This is a genomic window from candidate division WOR-3 bacterium, assembly GCA_039801365.1.
Classification (GTDB): domain Bacteria; phylum Hydrothermota; class Tepidihabitantia; order Tepidihabitantales; family Tepidihabitantaceae; genus JBDRUN01.
The window spans coordinates 15,896-32,792 of sequence record JBDRUN010000008.1; the positions used below are offsets into that span (position 1 = coordinate 15,896).

Consider the following 16,897-nt stretch of genomic DNA (forward strand, 5'->3'; position numbering starts at 1 on the left):
CACAGCCACGCACCCGCATGTTGACACGGCCGGCTCAGGGTCTAATATCTAACTTGAGCCGGACTGCTGGCTAATGCAGTTACTCCCTAGTCAATGGACCTGCGTTAGCCCCTCTGCCAGGCGCATGAATGAAAGGAGAAACCTGTGTCGCGAAACACATTCCTGCTGCTCATCGCACTGAAATGCCTCCTTGCCGCCGTGACAGCCCAGGCCCAGCCTGTCGAGAAGCGCGACCTTGTCCGCATCGTCGCTGCCGGACGCGGCGATGTCCGGGATATGGAAAGGACTGGAGCACTTGTCAACTACGTTGACCGCCAGGGCATAGTTGCTGAAGCAACAGCTACCGAACAGACCCTGCTCAAGTCCCTTGGGCACCGTATCGAGATTATCACGCCTGACATTACCGGCGTGTACGAGAGAAACTTCCAAGAAGGACGTGACCTTGGTCAGTATCTTACCTACCAGCAGTTCATTGATACCATGAGGACCATTGCCCAGAACAACCCGTCAATCTGCAAGCTCGAAACCCTGGGCACATCCTATGGCGGCCGGCAACTGTTGATCATGAAGGTATCGGACAATCCTCAGGTTCACGAGAACGAACCCGCGATACACTTCGAAGGCGACATCCACGGCGACGAGAAAATCGGCTGGGCCGTTGCCTTTGAGATGCTCAAGTACCTTGTTACCCGGTACGGCACTGATACGCTTGTCACCCGGCTCGTCAACACCCGCGAAATCTGGCTGAACCCGATGTATAACCCAGACGGATACAATGCCGGCTCCCGTTACAACGGCCATTCTGTTGACCTGAACCGCAACTGGGGCTGGATGTGGGGCAACGAGAGCAACATGGGCGCTTCGCCTTTTTCTGAACCCGAGAATCAGGCAACGCTCGCGCACATCATGCGCCATCCGTTCGTCATGTTCGTATCCTTCCACGCCGGCACCCTGTTCATCTCATATCCATGGAGCTATTCGCCCGACTCTGTTCCTGCGCCCGAAAACCGGCTGCTCCTGTTTCTGTCTCAACGCTACAACGCTCCTACCGGGTATGAAGTAGGTCAGGGCTACGTCGGAATGTACCCGATCAACGGCTCAACCAAGGATTTCGACTTCGGTGCCTGCGGCATGATGGGCTGGTCAATCGAAATCCACATGACCAAGACCCCACCCGCCTCAGAAATTGACCCGACCTTTGCCAAAAACCGACCCGCGATGCTTGAATTCTTTCACCGGGCCGGTCAGGGCATTCATGGCACTGTAACTGATGCCGCGACCGGCCGGCCGGTCCATGCCCAGATACTCGTGAGCGGCGCCAACTGGCCGAGCTACAACGATACTGCGCTCGGTGACTTTCACCGATTCTATCTGCCGGGCACTTATTCGGTTACCTTCCGAGCTCCAGGCTATCAGGACACTACCATTGCCAACGTCGTTGTACCCAGCTCTGGGGACTCGTCGGTTACTCTCAACGTCAAAATGACATCAAACCAGACCGCGCCACTTTTCGCCTTCCGCTTCATCTACTCCGCTTATGTCAACGAAACATCAAACCACACCCATCCGGTCCGCGCCCTTGGCCCGCACGACGGCGTTGCCTATCAACTCGACAACGGCAAGTATGTCTGTCTAGACATGTATCGGCCGATAAGAAACCAGAGTGGTCCTGACATGACCGTCTATCGCTCATCCGGCACTGGTACTGCTTCGGTCCAAGGCTCGAATTCGTGGGCCGGGCCGTGGACCACAATCGGTACTGCAAACTCGGCTCAGACAAGCTTCGACTTGGGCTCGGTTGGCCTTGACAGCGTGCGCTACGTCCGGTTGACCGCAACCGGTACTTTCTACCTCGATGCTGTCGAAGGCGTAAACTATACCGCGTTCGCCGAACACGAGAATCCGACTTGCGGCTTCCCGATCGCAACAGTGAAAGTGCAAAGTCCGGCCCGCGGGCTTGTGCGCTTCCTGGTGAACCAAAGCCCAGACACTGATGCCCGGCTGACAATCCGCAATGCGGCCGGCAGACTTGTCACCACGCTCCCGGTTTCCGGCCCCCTGACCTGGGACGCGCGTGCGGTTTCTGGCGGCGTGTATTTCTGCAGTCTGGCAGGTTCGCAACAACAGACCCGGTTCGTACTGGTGAAGTAGCAAGTGCCCGGGCTATTCGTCCTGCTGCTTCTTTGTTTAGGTCCGACCGATGATTTTGCGGCCCGGGTGCATGAATTCGACCTTGCCAACGGACTGCATGGCATTGTTTACGTTGACTCATCGGCACCGGTCGTGTCGGTCAACGTTTACTACAAAGTCGGTTCCTATTACGAACCACCCGGCAAAACCGGTCTGTCCCACATGCTTGAGCATATGTCCTTCAAGCGCACCGACATCTACAGGCCAGGTGACTTCGACCGCATCCTTGACTCAGTTGGCGCCCAGAACAACGGCTTTACCTCAACTTTCTACACCGGGTACTACGAGGACTTCGCGCAGGACCGCTGGGACTTGGGACTCGTGCTCGAAGCCGCGCGCATGGGCCGCTGCGTATTCCCGGACTCGGAGTTCGAAAGCGAACACCAGGTCGTCTGGGAAGAACGCCGGCTGCATGAGAATCGGCCAGTGTCAATCTTCTGGGAATACCTCGATGCCACTGTGTTTCTTGCCAACCCTCAGCGAAACCCGACCATCGGCTGGGCCGACGACGTCGCCCGGTACCGGGTTGAGGACATCCGCAACTGGTACAACCGGTACTACAATCCGGCAAATGCGGTGCTTGTTGTTGCCGGCATGGTTGACACTGCAGACGTCCGAACCCGGGCCGAAAAGTACTTCGGCGCACTGGCCGGCAGACCGGCTCCTGATTTCGACGCCTACGCAATCGAACCGCCGCAACACGGAGAACGTCGGTTTGTAGTCCGGCGTCGCGTTTCCCAGCCTCAGGTCGTACTCGCGTTTCACACACCTGGTGTACGCGATTCGTTCCACCTTGTCGGCGACGTCGTAGCCGGCATCATTGGTCGAGGCCGCTCCTCGCGTCTGTACCGCCAGCTGGTTGTCAAGAACCGACTCTGTACCAGTGTCTGGGCCTGGAACTCAGTGGAACAGGACCCGGGCGCACTCTACATCGGATTCCAGCCGGTGCGTGAATCAGACATCCCTAGGATTGAACGGATCATCGAACAGGAACTTGCCCGGCTTGGCTCAGAACTCGCCACCGAGCGTGAGCTCGAACGCGTACGCAACCAGGAACTCGCAAGCGAGATGTTCGACCGGGACGACGTCTCCGACGTAGCCTACTTCCTTGCCACTTACCACATAACACGAGGCCACTGGCGCGAGTTTCTGCGTGAACGCAAACGGGTCATGGCTGTGACGCGCGAACAGGTCCGCGACTTTAGCCGAACCTATCTGACTCCAGAAAAACGCACGGTCGGGCTACTGCTTCCCGAGACGAAAGGTACGCGGTGAACTCTGAAGCTCAAGCTTCCCACTCCATGTTCCGGCTCTGCATCCTGCTTTCTGCAATCTGCCTTCTGCAACCTATGTTCGCCCTTCCCCTAACCCGCGATTCTCTTCCTAACGGCCTCATCGTCCTCATCTACGAAGACCACCGACTGCCGATAGCCGACCTGGCCCTCATATGCCGCTCCGGAGCAGCGTACGACCCTTTGGGCAAGGCCGGAGTTGCCAGCCTGACCACAGACCTACTCACCAGGGGAATGCCCGGCATCTCGGCGGACTCAGTCGCCGCACTTGTTGAATTCCTCGGTGCCCGGTTTGATGCCGACGTCAACTTCGACCGATCAGCCCTATCCCTGCGTATCCTGTCCAAAGACCTCGACCAAGGACTTGACCTTCTCGCCGGTAGTGCGCTCAACCCGAGCTTCGACCCCAAAGAGTTAAGACTCGCCCTTGACCAGTACGTCGCTGCTGCCCGTCAGCGCACCGACCGGCCGCACACGGTCGTATCCGATGCGTTTGACCAACTCGCGTACGGCTCCCATCCCTACGCCTGGCCAATCACTGGCGACACGATGACCCTCCGGTCAATCACCCGCACTGACCTTATCCGGTTCCACCAGACTCACTACCTGCCGAACAACTGCTTCCTGGTAGCGGTCGGCGACCTGTACCCGACAACACTGCTTGACGCCGTCAAAGCAAAGTTCGGGAACTGGCGACCAGGAACCGTGCCCGAACTTGTTGTCCCGCCCTTGCCTGAACCTGAAGGCATCAATGTGAAACTCATCTCTCGGCCGGACATGAACCAGACCTACATCGAGTTCGGCCATCCGGGCATCTCGATGCTCGATTCTGACATGCTGTCCACGCGGCTGATGTCCTACATCCTCGGTGGCGGTGCACTCTCCTCGCGCCTGGGCATCTCGGTGAGAGAACAAGCCGGACTTGCCTACGATGTCCGATGTTGGTTCGACCGGACAAAGCTCAAAGGCGCCTTCCACGCCACGGTCCAGACCGCGCAGCCCAGACAGGCAATCGAACTGATGTTCCGCGACATCAAGCAGATGCATGATTCGGGCGCGACCGCGGCCGAGCTTCTGAAAGCGCACAACTACTACACCGGCTCCTTCCCTTTGAGCTATAGCTCAAACCGCGGCAAGCTCACTCAGGTCGAGGCGCTTGAGCTCTACCGCTTCGGGCTCGACTGGCTTGAACGCTTCCCGGACGACGTTCGTGCCGTAACCCTCGAACAGATCAACCAGGCTGCCCGCGACCATCTCCGTCCTGGCAACTACTGGATGGTCGTTCTTGGCCCGGTAACCAAAGAAGACTTGGGACTCGACAACGTCCAATGGATTGAGTAGCCGCGGTCCGAAGTCACGGACCTTACACCGCCAAAATCTCAAGATACAACAACGCGTGGTCAGAGTATGACTCTATCCACTTACGCTGCTCGGCCCTATTCACAGCCTGTGGCCAGCCGCGTACGTCAACCTCAGCATCGCCGAACGTCTTGAAGCGAAGATGCCCTGCCGCCACGACCTGGTCAAGATTCGACGGTCCAGGTTTATTTTTCCCGTTCCACCAAGTAAACGGCTGGCTCTTGGAAAGTACCCTCATGCCGAACCCATCGGCGTCGGCCTGCAGCTTACGCAACTCGGTCTCCCACGAAATCGCATGATCGAACGGATACTCCATGCCCATTGTGTTCAGGTCACCAAGAAAGATGAAGTTCGGCCGCTCGGCTTCGGCCGCCTTGGCAAGGGTTGAACTGAACTTGAACGCACGCTCGAACTGGTCGTCGCGGATACCAAGCCCAATCGGCTTGCTACTGCTCTTGGTATGCAGAAACAATAACGAATAGTTCTTGCTCCCGATCAAAAGTGAAACCAGTAGCCCGGGTCGCAGAAACGTATTGCCGCTCTTGAACTCGGTACGCTGTGTGAAGAATGCAGTAATGCCGCCACGCACGCCGACCAGAGTTTCCTGGGTCTGGGTACCCTCGGTAATGTGGAACTGATACCCTGGCATCCGCTCGACCATCATCTTGTAAACTTCCTTACCAGCGACCTCGAACAGACCGAACACATCCGGGTCCTGCTCGCCAATGAACTCCACCACTCGACCTACCCGCTCCGGCTCACCCTTGAAGTGCTCGACGTTCCATGATGCCAAACTGAAGACCTTTGTCATGACGTCATCCCCTTTCACTAAGTCAGCGCAATCTTATAACAGCTGACATGGGACATGTCAACTCCAACTATGGCCCTGCCACATTCCAAGTTGGTAACTCGACGTCCAAAGATTGCAAGGCACGGTATTCTTGCTCCTCTTCTTGCCATAAGTGTCTTGACTCCGCCGCAGCCCCCTGCAGAACGAGCGACCAGAGCTGAAACCCAGAATTGAGTCTGGCTCCTCCGCACGACGCCAACTATGAGTTCTGGTCTAACTGCGACGTTCAAACCGCGGCTGAGCCCTGAAGTAAGCCGGCACCTGACAGCCTATCTGACATGGATACTAAGACCGCAACTAAGCCTACAGATCAGCCCCGCACCGACGCACCTTCTCACGTATCCGCTCAGACAGACCGTGACAGGTCATCTCAAGTCCCAGCTCATAGGGCACTTGAAATACTTTCTCACATGCTGTCTCAGTCTGGAACTAAGCTGCCGGCTGAGAAGACAGTTGAGCCTGGGTCTGAGAATCAGACTCAGATGGGGAGTCACTCCCGGGGTCACTAGGTAACCCCCTGGCTATGTCCTCATCCACATGCCTGCCAGCGCGCCCTGCTGCGCATCATATCGTCAATCTGCGACTTATGCAACTGCCGCAGTTCTGCGGCATTCTCAGTCTGTCGCAAATAGACGCCGGACGTTGCTGCCCAGCGCTGCAACATAGCCATTTCGCTATGCGACCTCGCCAAGACCTGTTTCTCGCCTGTCCTAGAAACTAGCACTTGCCTGCCCACGCTCAATAGCTTTACAAAGGGTATGTAGCTACTACGTTCAGCTCAACCGCCGATTCCGGAGCCATCCAATAGCTCAGCTTTTCCTGTGGGAACAGCCCCGGTTCATCTGGCATGAACTTGACAGGTGGAACCGGTGGGGTATGCTCGCAGTAAGCATGAAGCTGCCTAGGGACACAGAACAGAAGGTGAAGGAACTCGAGGAAAGGTTGCCCGCGACGACCTTGCCGGCTGAGCGACTCCAGATTCTCCTTGACCTTGCAAGGGAGACTTGGCTTGCTCTGCCAAGTGAAGCACGACGCTACCTGCACCGGGCAGTGGCGGAAGCAGAATCAGCCGACGAACAAGGCTACCTGTCGAGTGCCGAGAACATGTTGGCCGAAATATCACGCCGAGCCGGTGAACTGGCCGAAAGCGAGCAGCACGCAGATAGGGCGCTTGCTGCAGCCCGGGCTGCAGGCAACGCAAAGAAGGAAGCGGGTGCCGTCAATCTCAAGGGGAAACTGTTTGAGATGCGGGGCGAGTATGACCAGGCCGCGGAATGTTTCGAACAATGCCGAAGACTGTCTGAACAGGCAGGTTTCCTAGAAGGCGTGCAGGCTGCGCTCAACGAGCTGGGTGGCCTGTACGGTTTGCGCGGCCAGCCCCAGCGGGCACTGGACTGCTACCTTGAGTGCCTCAAGATCGACGATGAGCTCGGCGACAGCTACTGCATTGCCCTGCATCGCTACAACATCGGCTGGACACTAGAGCAGCTCGGCCGCTGGGAGGAAGCAGCCGAAAGCCTGTACCGGACAGTAGCTATCAGTGAGCAGCACGGGTTCCGGGACTTGATGCTCGACGCGATGAATGTGCTCGGCGAGCTTTTCTTGAAACGGGACAACCTCGCCCGGGCAAAAGACATGTTCGGGGCGGTCGTACAGAAGGAACGGGACCAGCCCGGCTATCGAGCGCTGCTGCGGGATGCACTTGCCAATCTGGGCTTGGCGCACTTCAGGGCCGGAGAACTGGCCGCAGCCGAGAACACATATGCCGAGGCGCTTGAGATGTGCACTGAGTCCGGTGACCAGCGCGAGCGGGCGATTCTGCTCGTCCGGTTTGCCGAACTTCTCTTCGCACGCGGAAACCTTGAACGGGCTGAAGAAATGCTGAGCCAGGCTCAGGAGCTCTGCGACCGGCTGAGTCTGGCCCGGGAAAGTGCTGAGGTGCTGCGAATAAGAGGACTCATCGCCCAGGAGCGCGGTGACGCCACTGGTGCCGCCTCAAGTTTCGAACAGGCAGCCGGGAAACTGGCCGATGCTCCGGACAGCTACGAACTCGCCAGAGTAAGATTCCAGTACGGCCGATGTCTTGCCCGGTCTGGTCAACCGGAACAGGCCCGACCACTTCTGGAGCAGGCGGCACGGACGTTCCGGCTGCTTTCAGTTGTCGCTGATGCCGAAGAAGTGAACCGGTTGCTATTTCGACTCGAAATGCCGTCTGATGCCGAAAACGCAGTACTTGGCGCTGTTGTCGGCCTGACACGGATTGGACTGGAGCCGGTATCGTTGTTCGAGCGCGCACTACGCATCATCTGCGAGGGACTGGAGTTCGACCATGCGGCCATCGTCCTGGGTGACTCGGCAGTCCTGTTGTATGGCCGGCCAGACTTAGACACTGCCGATCGGTTCAGCGGCCGGGTCGCACCGGTTGCGACCGAACGGTACGTATGGATTCCGGTGATGACCGACTGTACACCACCGGCCGGGATATATCTAGAACGGACTGAGCCTGCGTCCCGTCGGCCCAGTCCCGGCTTCCTGGTCGAGCTGATTCGGCGTTGCGCTGAGCCGATGCGGCGGCTAGCTGAGCTCCCCCTACGTCCTGAGCCGGTCGTTCGAATTCCCAACCTGCATTACCGCGGGGTGGTCGGCCGCAACCCGAAGATGATTGAGAATCTCCGGATCGTAGCTCAGGTCGCCAGTGCGTCGGTCCCAGTGCTGGTCAAGGGTGAGAGCGGCACCGGCAAGGAACTGATTGCCCGTGCGCTGCACGACTCCAGCGTCAGAAGTGGAAAACCTTTTGTCGCGGTAAACTGCGCCGCAGTACCGGAGACACTGCTTGAGGCAGAGTTCTTTGGAGTCGAAAAAGGCGCGGCGACCGGCATTGCGCAGCGCCGGGGCAAGTTTGAACTTGCGCACGGAGGAACGATATTCTTGGACGAAATTGGCGACATGAGTCCGGCGCTCCAGGCCCGTCTACTCAGGGTACTTCAGGACAAGGTAGTCGAACGTCTGGGTGGAACTAGGCCGATTGATACCGATGTGAGAGTCGTCGCGGCCACCAACAAGAACTTGGAGGAGCTTATGCGCCGTGGAACATTCCGGCAAGACTTGTACTACCGGCTGAACGCGGTTGAGCTGGAGGTTCCTGCGTTGCGTGACCGTAAAGAGGATATACCGGCGTTCGTGCGCTACTTTGTCACGAGCAGTAACCAGGAATTCCACCGCAATGTCCTCGGCGTGGACGAAGCGGCGATGGCCTGTCTCATCGCATTCAACTGGCCTGGAAACATACGACAGCTGCGCCACGTCATCGAGCGAGCCGTAGTGCTCAGCAGAGCACCGGTTCTGACTACTACTGACCTTCCAGCCGAAATCTTTGCAGCCAGCACAACTGACGGACCCTGTCAGGAAAGTGACCTGCGTACTGCCCGGCGTGCGGCTCAGAAAGCCGCGGCTGACGACTTGGAGCGCACCACGCTTGTGCAATGCCTCGAAAAGGCCAAAGGCAACGCTACTGAGGCGGCCAAGCTGGCTGGGTATTCACGGGCGCAGTTCTACCGACTGCTGCGCAAGCACAATCTGAGAACCAACTGACCAGTATCAGGCCTATCCCCGTATCAGTTCAGAGTTACCTGTCTCCTTACAGTAGAATCAGCCTAACCTACTGCTTGCTCAACACTTAGACCTTCCAAACCCCAGTTCTACGATACTGTAGGCGTCTCATAGACTGAGACACTCAGCATTCTCGCAAACTTCTGTGATTCCATAACCACATCGAATTGCTTGGGTTACAGAATACGCTCTGGCCGGCACGTCATGTGCTTTCTGCTGATGCGTGCTTACTAACCATGCTACCAAGCATAGAACGGAGGACCAGTGCGCAGGATAGAACTTGAGGTTCAGGAACGATTCTTCGGATTCGATGCATGCTTGACGCAAGGCCGGCGCAGTGCTGAAGCTGGCCGGCTTGATGGACTTGTCGGTTCAGGTGAGCTACGGACGCCATCAGTTGGCGGACTGAATCGGAGAAAGAAGGCAGTGGAAAAGGAGGAGGTGCCTGATGCGTAGCACGAGGCTTGATCTTTTCATTCAGTTCCTGTTGGGTGTCGGCCTGATAGTCAGCGGAATCCTACTGATTCGAGTCAATCGGACAGCAGCCGCATTCGGGTCCGGCATTGACCCAGTAACGGCCGGCAAAATATACCACGCCAGAATGGAAGCCACCGAAACGTTGCTGAGTTCTGGCGAACTCGACCCAGACGGACAGTAAGACTGCGGGGTTGGAGCCGGGGCCAATCAGGCCCAGCCCGAGGCGGGGTATAGGGGAAAAGCAAAGGCAGGGCCACTCCAAGTGGCCCTGCCGAGCTTCGCGAGTCAACTCTCCTATTCCGATGAAAGTTCGTCCGCAACCGATTAGCTGCGTCACACAGGAAGACGAACAGACTGCTACCAGGCGAATGTGGCCAACCGGCGGCAGGAAAGTCTCGCTTTCCCTCCCCCGCCGCCGGCTTCGGATAGGAACGCGTTAGTAGTGGTAGAAGACGGTGAGACAGCACTCATCGGCATAACCTTCGATACCCTTGGCCTCACGCGTAACACGAAGCCGCCAGGGACCTTCGGCTGACTCACCAGCGATGCCGGGCAAAGCCATTTCGTCAACTGCAAGGTTCGTCAGGTTGAATCCGTCGTAGATAAGCACCCGGGTACCGGTCGGAGTTACAACCCATACGTTGAACTGTTCAAGTTCCAGCTCATCCAGCGGCTCGAAGTCGGTGGTGACGAACGCAGAATCAACGATGGCACCGCTCGGAAACGGGTCGCCGTCCAGCTCGAACTCAAAGGTGGTCTCGGAAGTTCCCGGGTTTGCGAGGTACGTTGATTCCGGAGTGTAGCCGTCCATGTTGAAAGAGTACCAGGCCCGAGAGCTGACGTTTCTCGTCGCCACATCTTCACCGCCCCGACCGTCTCGGCACACCACGGTGACCGTGCCGCTGGCCGCTCCGTTCGGTGCTGTCCACGTAACGGTTTCGCCTCTGGTCGCCGACAGCGTGCCGGTAGTTGCACTCCAGGTGAACTCGAGGACGTCACCGTCCTCGTCGGCGGCACTGACTGAGATAGCGACTGCCGTGCCAGGCCGGACCGTACCGTCGGGCGTGGCGGTAAGGGAGCTGATGACCGGATTGTGGTTTCTTGGTTGGCTACAGCCGGCAAGCAAGGCCACGAGCGATGCCACCAGCAGCAGCGGTCTGATTCGCTTCAGACTCATTCCTTCCCTCCTAGTTACAGCGTAGCTACGCTTATTCGCGGTTTGTTGTGGGGAAGAAAACCGGGCTCGGCAGGGTTAGACCGACAGTAAAATTATACCAGGGTGGCTGTGGAAGTCAATCCGTGGCTAGCGGATGTGAATCTCTATCTTCGAGAACTTTGGTTTCAGTCCTGGTATGAAGCGTGGTGCCACCTTGAGTGCCTCGGGCGGCAACACAACACGGGCCCTGAGTTCATTCAGTACCACTCCGCAACGTGCAGACGAAAGCTGTTCCAGCTCGGAATACACGTACACGCCGACCTCTTTCCGGAACTCACGCTTGATGATGTTTGCGGCCTCGTCAAGGCGCCGGCCTGCGTCCTCGCGCAACTGGGCGCTGCCTTCGGCAAAGATGAGGTCGGCGGCAATCGAAACAATCCACTCGTCGTCCTGCCGATAGACGAGACCGTTGACCCGCTGCGGCGCTACTGGCGTGCGGGTGAGGTTGCCATGGGCATCATAGGCATTGAACGTGAAGCTGTAAACCTCACCGGTCGTAATCATCTCACCGTTGTCGGTCCGGCCATCCCAAGTAATGACTGCCGGTGGCTGTCCCTTATGCTCAGCCCGTCGAACCGTCTCACCAAGTGAGTTAGCAACGACCAGTTCCCACTTTGCAACCTGGCTGGTAAAACTGGGCAGGAACACGACGATGTCACCGTAAACCAGGTCCCGTTCAACCGGCACCCGCAGGAAAGAAGAATGGATGAAATGATGCGGAATAGTCAGGGAGTCAATCGTATTATAGAGCGCGTCGTCAAACACGTAACTCTCCGGCACCAAGAGCTCGTTGACCGGGGAAAACGGGTCAATACGTGGACTAAAGAAAATCTTCGTATCTGTTATCTTTACCTCAGCCTTGCCAGTGATAACCTCCTCGCCCAAGCCATGCTCGGCCGGTGCCTTGGCAGTAGCTGCTTCGGGCTGGACTGAAGGAGTCTGAGCAACGAGTAGTGTGAAAAGCAGTTCGAACACGTCAGGAAAGGGTAAACCGGAACGTTATCAGACCCCACTGGTCTTCGGCCTTTACGCCCGGCTCAAGCGGTGCGAACTCCCATGCCTTGAGCGCGTTGACGACGACCTGGTCCAAATCAGGGTAGCCTGAGCTGGATTCGACTGTCGGAACGCCCTTGACCTTGCCGTTGGGCATGACCCACAGCCGAACCACGACGCTCCCTGATATACGCCGCTGCAGAGCCCATGCCGGGTAACGGGGTACAACCTTGTTCGTTATCTTACGCTGCGAGATTGGACCGGCCACCATGAATTGAGTACCGGATGTTACCGGCCCGGAGACCGTTGGCAGATTCTCAGTGGACATCTCGGGCAGTTCTCTGGCCGGTGCTTTTGCCAGGGGCCGGTGTTCTATCGTCAGTTGCGCTTCCGGCGCACGGACTCCAGGGTATCCGGTAAGGCCGGGCGGTCCGCCAGCTCCGCCGCGCGCCGGTCCCCGGGCAAGTGCAACCTTGGGCTGAGCTAGTATTTCCTCAGTGGACTTGTTCGACCCTTCGCCTCCAAGCCGAATAATATCCATTGAACCGCTCCGGTCGAGCTCGTATCGGTCTAGGTCAATCTTCGCCTGACTCTGGCTGCGCTCCAGAGTGGCGCTCAGGTCCAGGGCTGCAACTTCTTCCGATGCGATTCCGGAAGCATAGGTCGGCGCCTCCGAGGCGTCGGCCGAGCCACCACCGCCCGGCGTAATCTTGGACAGAACCTGAGCTACCTCGGGTCGGTAGGTCACGTCCATAAATGTAACTTCCTGAAGGTCACAGTAGGAACTTCGAGGTGGGGTGGCGCGTGAGAACATGAATACGAAGCCGATGTGCAAGACTATAGAGACAACAACCGCAACCTCAATTGCATGAGACTTCTTCTGTTCCGGCATCATTCCCCCTCCGCGGCCTTCTTGGTCGCGCAGGCAATCCGGAGCGCTCCGGCTCGACGGGCTGCAGCAAGAATGTCGAGCACGTCGGAGTGAAGTGCGTCCTTGTCGGCCCGTACTACCACCAGCACGTACGGGTCCTTCATCATTGCCATCTCAAGCAGGGCTTCGAGCTCGCTGAGGTTGGCGACCGGCTGGTCATTCAAAAGAAGCTGGCCTTCTTTCGTGAAGCCAATCGTAACATCCTCTTCTGTCTTCCGTTCAGAAGTATGGGTCTGCGGTACCGCAATCGGAGCAGCGTTGTGGGCCATGACCATCGGCGAGAGGATCATCATGATCAACACGAGTATCAGACCGACCGCCGCCATCGGCAGAATGTCAATGTTGGAAGGTGGTTTCATGGAACCCTCCGCTTTCTCAGCAAAGCAAGGTCGGCCGCGCCCGCCTGCTTTGCAATGTCGAGAACTTTCATCACTCTATTATACTTCACCTGGTCATCCGCTGCAACCACTACTTTTCGCTCAACACTCCGTTCAAGGAGCTTGGGCAAGAGGTCGGCCAGGTTCTCATACGAGACCTCCGCTTCGTTCAGAAGAATCCGGCCGTCGTTCGCGACAAAGATGTTGGCCTTGATGTCCGAGCCCGGTTCCGAGGCCCCGGCCCGCGTAACACCCGGTGCGGATACAAAGATACCGGTCTCGAAGAAAAGCGGCAATGAGACGATGAAACCGATGACCAACGAAAGGGCTATGTCCACAAGAGAGGTTAGAATCAGCTCGGTGCGCGGCGGTCTCTCGTGGCGATGCCTAGGCATCAGAATTCCCAGCTTGTGTCCTTAGCCGGCGAAGCCTGCGGCTTAGACCGGGAAGCGGGTTCAGCCGGGGCAACCTTAGCAGGTTCGTTCCGGCGATGCCGTTCCAGAGTCACAACCAGCCGGTCCGCAGTGCCCTCAAGTATCAATGTCAGGTCAGCAGCTTTCTTCGAATAGTAGTTGTAGAAGAAAAGCGTCGGGATACCGATCATCAGGCCGAAGGCGGTAGTAAGTAGTGCCTCAGCAATACCGGCCGAGACAACGGCTGGGCCACCTGAGCCGGTTACGGCAATGTTGTGGAAGGCACGGATCAAACCAGTAACGGTTCCCAGCAGCCCGAGGAGGGTTGCGGCGTTAGCAAGCGTACCCATTCCACCCAGCAGTCGCTCAAAACGAATGCGTTCCTCAAGAATGAGACTGTAGAGCAGGTCGGTCAGTTCGTCGGCCGGCAAGGTGAAATTCAGCAGCGCGAGCGTGAAGAGGCGACCCAGCGGGTTTTTTTGGCTCCGGGCCCATGTCAGGGCCTCGGACTGTCCACCAGACTCAAGCAAACGGCGCAGCTCGCGCAAGCCTTTGCCCGGGTCGAACCGGTTGCGCATGAAATACCAGAATCGCTCGATGATCAACGCCAGCGCGGCGATCGAGGCGACGAGCAGCAGGACCATAATGATGCTGCTCCTAAATATCTGAACCAGGGTCTGACCCATTATCATCGCAGTTTTCCTCCTTCTTTGGTACGAAGTTGTTCCTCGGGTGTCGGCGCCTGGGTCCCGGATTCAGTTGAACCCGCTCCCAAACGTTTCTTGCACGCAGCGATATTATCCTTCGCGCTCTGAGCGTACTCCGAGTTGGGGAAGGAATCGACGACTATCTGGAACGCCTCAAGGCTATGCTGGTAGTCCCCAAGGTTGAAGCGAGCAATCGCTAGGTTGAAGTATGCGCCGTCGCGCTGAGGATGCTCGGGGAAATAGTCCAGGTGCTTCTGGTAGGCACGCGCCGCGTCCTCCCACTGCTTGAGCTGCGCATAACATTCTGCTGTCAAGAGCTGAGCATCACCGGCTACGCTTGAACCAGGAAAGCTAACAACAGCCTTCTGAAGCTCAAGCGCGGCCTGCGCGTAGTTCTTCGCTTCAAAAAGCGCCAGGCCCTTGCGGTACTGCCCCTCGGCTGCCATCTCGGACTGCGGGAAACGACGGAGGAACTCCTCCATGACCAGTGAATCTTCTTGACCGGCGAGATAGTAGCTGCTCTCAAGACTCTTGCGAACACTCGGCCCCTGAGGGTCGGACGGGTAGAGGTCGAGAAATTTCTGATACTCCCGAACCGCATCCAGGAACTGCCGGCGGTTATAGAACGACTGGGCAATAAGCGCCTGTGACGGCGGCGCATACGGGCTGCCCGGATGACGCTCAACGACAAACCGGAATGCGGCGACCGCTTTTTCATACTCCAGAGCCTTGAAATAGGTGTCGCCCGCCCGGAAGGCAGCTTCGGCAACCTTGACGTTTCCCTCCGGGAATCTGTTCATCAGCGTCGTCCAAGCATCTACCGCCTGTCCATAGTAGCCCAACTGATAGTAGCAGTAGCCGGCGTAGAAGTAGCCTGGGACCGCCGCAAGTGGTTGGTCTGGAAATGTGTTAGTCAGCGCCTCGAAAACGTCCAGTGCTTTCAGGTATTCCTTCTGATTAAAGAGACTGTAACCATAGCCCAGATAGGCGCAGATGGTAAACAGTGTATCGTCAGTCCGGGCGGTCAGCAGGCTCTTGAAACCACCAACCGCCTCGATCAAACGGTCAAGGTGGAAGAGGCAGTAGCATCGGCCAAGTCGGGCGTACGGAGTAATGTCAGAACTGGCCTGGAGATTGTAGGCTTGCTGGTAGAAAGCGTCAGCTTCGGCGTACTTCTGGTAGTAGTAAAACCCCTCGGCTAACGAGTAGAGAGTTTTGGCCCGCCACTCGCTTCGGTCGTTTGGGTAATCGGTCGTGTACTTGGCTCCAACCGCAATACACTTCTCAAAACGTCCGGCAGTATTGAGCGTAAGGAGCAGCATCGCGCACGCAGGCTCGCGCAGCGAAGTCTGGGCATACTCGCTCAGGACCAGCTCGAACTGCTTCTCAGCCTTGTCAAACTTACCCAACTGGTAGTAAATGACGCCAGAAAGATAGTTACCCACCCCAGAAATCTCCCCGGTCTTGAACATTGTCGCCAGCTGGCTTGTTGCGAGCAAGGTCTGGGTGGTATCACCGGTGCCAAGCATTGCTTGGGTGAGCTGTAGGTTGGCAAATCCGGCGATCTTCGTATTGGGGTAGTTGGCACGGACCTTCTGGAAGCGCTCAACTGCCTCTGCGGACTTTTTCATTGCTGTGTACGCATAGCCAATGAAATAGTTGGCGTGGGCCGCCAGAAAGTTGTTGCTGTGACGGGTAAGCGGTGTGAGCCGTCCGATTGCCGCGGGGTACTCCCGCTGGGCAATTAGTGCGCAGCCGAGGAAATAGTGAGCATAGTCAATCAATGGTGAGTAAGGGAAGTTCTCGATGAAAAACTGGAACTTCGCCCGGGCGCCGTCGTAGTCGTGATTCATGAACAACGCCTCACCGGCTGCGAAGTGCGCCATTGTCGCAAGCGTTGTATTTGGAACCTCAGTTGTTATTTCCTTGAAGTTCAGGAGCGCTGGCAATGGCTTGCCGGTCGCGGCGTAGCACTTGCCCAGATAGAACTTCGCCTCAGGCATTGTCAGGCCAGTAAGCTTGTTTATCGCCTGGACGTAGTCTTTCTCGAAATAGTAAAGCACACCCTGCGCAAAGTTGGTGCGGGGCTCATTCTCATAGCCGTGCGTCTTGGCCAGACTGTCGAGCGTGGCTCGGGCCTGCCGGTAGTCACCCAGCATCACCGATGAAAGCGCAAGACCGTATAGGGCTTCGGGCCTGATGTAGGACTCACGGGGACGCAGTGCAATCTCGCGGAAAAGATTCAGCGACCGGTTGTACTGACCAAGATTGAAGTAGGTCTCGGCCAATGCATACCGCAGTTCGTCACCAAACTCGCTCGAACCGTAGTCCCGCACGAGTGCGGAGAGTCCGGCTGCGGCCCGGGTATAGTCCTGTTCGTTGATCGCAGCCTGCACCGCATTGTATCGGTCCACAAGCACACGCAACTGCTCCGGTGGAAGCGAAGCGGTCACAAGAAAAGTCAGGAGTGAAACGAGCATGGC

General features: G+C 57.4%; 14 protein-coding genes. 6 read left to right on the plus strand and 8 right to left on the minus strand.

The annotated features are described in order from the left end of the window. The first annotated feature begins 144 nt into the window (after positions 1–144). The 3 genes from ABIL25_02315 to ABIL25_02325 all read left to right on the plus strand — a co-directional run bounded on the left by ABIL25_02315 (position 145) and on the right by ABIL25_02325 (position 4,823). Positions 145–2,151, plus strand: coding sequence for a M14 family zinc carboxypeptidase (locus ABIL25_02315; GenBank protein ID MEO0081111.1), 2,007 nt, complete (start codon positions 145–147; stop codon positions 2,149–2,151). Positions 2,152–2,154: 3 nt separating this feature from the next. Continuing rightward, complete coding sequence (locus tag ABIL25_02320) at positions 2,155–3,465, plus strand: pitrilysin family protein (GenBank protein MEO0081112.1); 1,311 nt, start codon at positions 2,155–2,157, stop codon at positions 3,463–3,465. Positions 3,466–3,539: 74 nt separating this feature from the next. Then, a complete protein-coding gene (locus ABIL25_02325; protein MEO0081113.1) occupies positions 3,540–4,823 on the plus strand; it encodes a pitrilysin family protein in 1,284 nt (427 codons plus the stop codon). 22 nt (positions 4,824–4,845) lie between these two features. On the opposite strand, the gene ABIL25_02330 is transcribed toward ABIL25_02325, so the two are convergent. After that, on the minus strand, positions 4,846–5,652 hold the full coding sequence (locus tag ABIL25_02330) for an endonuclease/exonuclease/phosphatase family protein (GenBank protein MEO0081114.1): 807 nt from the start codon (positions 5,650–5,652) through the stop codon (positions 4,846–4,848). Between the two features lie 930 nt (positions 5,653–6,582). Between ABIL25_02330 and ABIL25_02335 the strand changes: the two genes are divergently transcribed. From ABIL25_02335 to ABIL25_02345, 3 genes are all read left to right on the plus strand, one after another. Then, positions 6,583–9,282, plus strand: coding sequence for a sigma 54-interacting transcriptional regulator (locus ABIL25_02335; protein ID MEO0081115.1), 2,700 nt, complete (start codon positions 6,583–6,585; stop codon positions 9,280–9,282). A 282-nt stretch (positions 9,283–9,564) separates the two neighbouring features. Further along, positions 9,565–9,756, plus strand: coding sequence for a hypothetical protein (locus ABIL25_02340; GenBank protein ID MEO0081116.1), 192 nt, complete (start codon positions 9,565–9,567; stop codon positions 9,754–9,756). Next, the gene (locus ABIL25_02345; protein MEO0081117.1) at positions 9,749–9,958 is read left to right on the plus strand and encodes a hypothetical protein; all 210 of its coding nucleotides are present in this window, start codon (positions 9,749–9,751) and stop codon (positions 9,956–9,958) included. The genes ABIL25_02340 and ABIL25_02345 overlap by 8 nt, the downstream gene beginning before the upstream one ends. Positions 9,959–10,213: 255 nt before the next feature. Here the strand turns inward: ABIL25_02345 and ABIL25_02350 are convergent, their stop codons facing one another. From ABIL25_02350 to ABIL25_02380, 7 genes are all read right to left on the minus strand, one after another. Continuing rightward, on the minus strand, positions 10,214–10,954 hold the full coding sequence (locus tag ABIL25_02350) for a hypothetical protein (protein MEO0081118.1): 741 nt from the start codon (positions 10,952–10,954) through the stop codon (positions 10,214–10,216). Positions 10,955–11,080: 126 nt separating this feature from the next. Then, a complete protein-coding gene (locus ABIL25_02355) occupies positions 11,081–11,968 on the minus strand; it encodes a FlgD immunoglobulin-like domain containing protein (GenBank protein MEO0081119.1) in 888 nt (295 codons plus the stop codon). 1 nt (position 11,969) lies between these two features. Continuing rightward, positions 11,970–12,881: an energy transducer TonB gene (locus ABIL25_02360; GenBank protein ID MEO0081120.1), complete on the minus strand. Its 912-nt coding sequence runs from the start codon at positions 12,879–12,881 to the stop codon at positions 11,970–11,972. Continuing rightward, complete coding sequence (locus ABIL25_02365; protein MEO0081121.1) at positions 12,878–13,276, minus strand: biopolymer transporter ExbD; 399 nt, start codon at positions 13,274–13,276, stop codon at positions 12,878–12,880. The genes ABIL25_02360 and ABIL25_02365 overlap by 4 nt, the downstream gene beginning before the upstream one ends. Beyond that, positions 13,273–13,689: a biopolymer transporter ExbD gene (locus ABIL25_02370; GenBank protein ID MEO0081122.1), complete on the minus strand. Its 417-nt coding sequence runs from the start codon at positions 13,687–13,689 to the stop codon at positions 13,273–13,275. The genes ABIL25_02365 and ABIL25_02370 overlap by 4 nt, the downstream gene beginning before the upstream one ends. Beyond that, positions 13,689–14,399 carry a MotA/TolQ/ExbB proton channel family protein gene (locus ABIL25_02375; GenBank protein ID MEO0081123.1) on the minus strand — a complete coding sequence of 237 codons (711 nt, stop codon included), beginning with the start codon at positions 14,397–14,399 and terminating at the stop codon, positions 13,689–13,691. Before ABIL25_02375 ends, ABIL25_02370 begins: the two co-directional genes overlap by 1 nt. Further along, complete coding sequence (locus tag ABIL25_02380; GenBank protein MEO0081124.1) at positions 14,396–16,894, minus strand: tetratricopeptide repeat protein; 2,499 nt, start codon at positions 16,892–16,894, stop codon at positions 14,396–14,398. Before ABIL25_02380 ends, ABIL25_02375 begins: the two co-directional genes overlap by 4 nt. Positions 16,895–16,897 lie beyond the last annotated feature (3 nt).

Coding starts and splice junctions, on each gene's coding strand:
- ABIL25_02325 (MEO0081113.1), top strand. CDS start 3,540: ATGTTCGCCCTTCCCCTAACCCGCGATTCTCTTCCTAACGGCCTCATC.
- ABIL25_02330 (MEO0081114.1), bottom strand. CDS start 5,652: ATGACAAAGGTCTTCAGTTTGGCATCATGGAACGTCGAGCACTTCAAG.
- ABIL25_02335 (MEO0081115.1), top strand. CDS start 6,583: ATGAAGCTGCCTAGGGACACAGAACAGAAGGTGAAGGAACTCGAGGAA.
- ABIL25_02345 (MEO0081117.1), top strand. CDS start 9,749: ATGCGTAGCACGAGGCTTGATCTTTTCATTCAGTTCCTGTTGGGTGTC.
- ABIL25_02350 (MEO0081118.1), bottom strand. CDS start 10,954: ATGAGTCTGAAGCGAATCAGACCGCTGCTGCTGGTGGCATCGCTCGTG.
- ABIL25_02360 (MEO0081120.1), bottom strand. CDS start 12,881: ATGATGCCGGAACAGAAGAAGTCTCATGCAATTGAGGTTGCGGTTGTT.
- ABIL25_02365 (MEO0081121.1), bottom strand. CDS start 13,276: ATGAAACCACCTTCCAACATTGACATTCTGCCGATGGCGGCGGTCGGT.
- ABIL25_02370 (MEO0081122.1), bottom strand. CDS start 13,689: ATGCCTAGGCATCGCCACGAGAGACCGCCGCGCACCGAGCTGATTCTA.
- ABIL25_02375 (MEO0081123.1), bottom strand. CDS start 14,399: ATGATAATGGGTCAGACCCTGGTTCAGATATTTAGGAGCAGCATCATT.
- ABIL25_02380 (MEO0081124.1), bottom strand. CDS start 16,894: ATGCTCGTTTCACTCCTGACTTTTCTTGTGACCGCTTCGCTTCCACCG.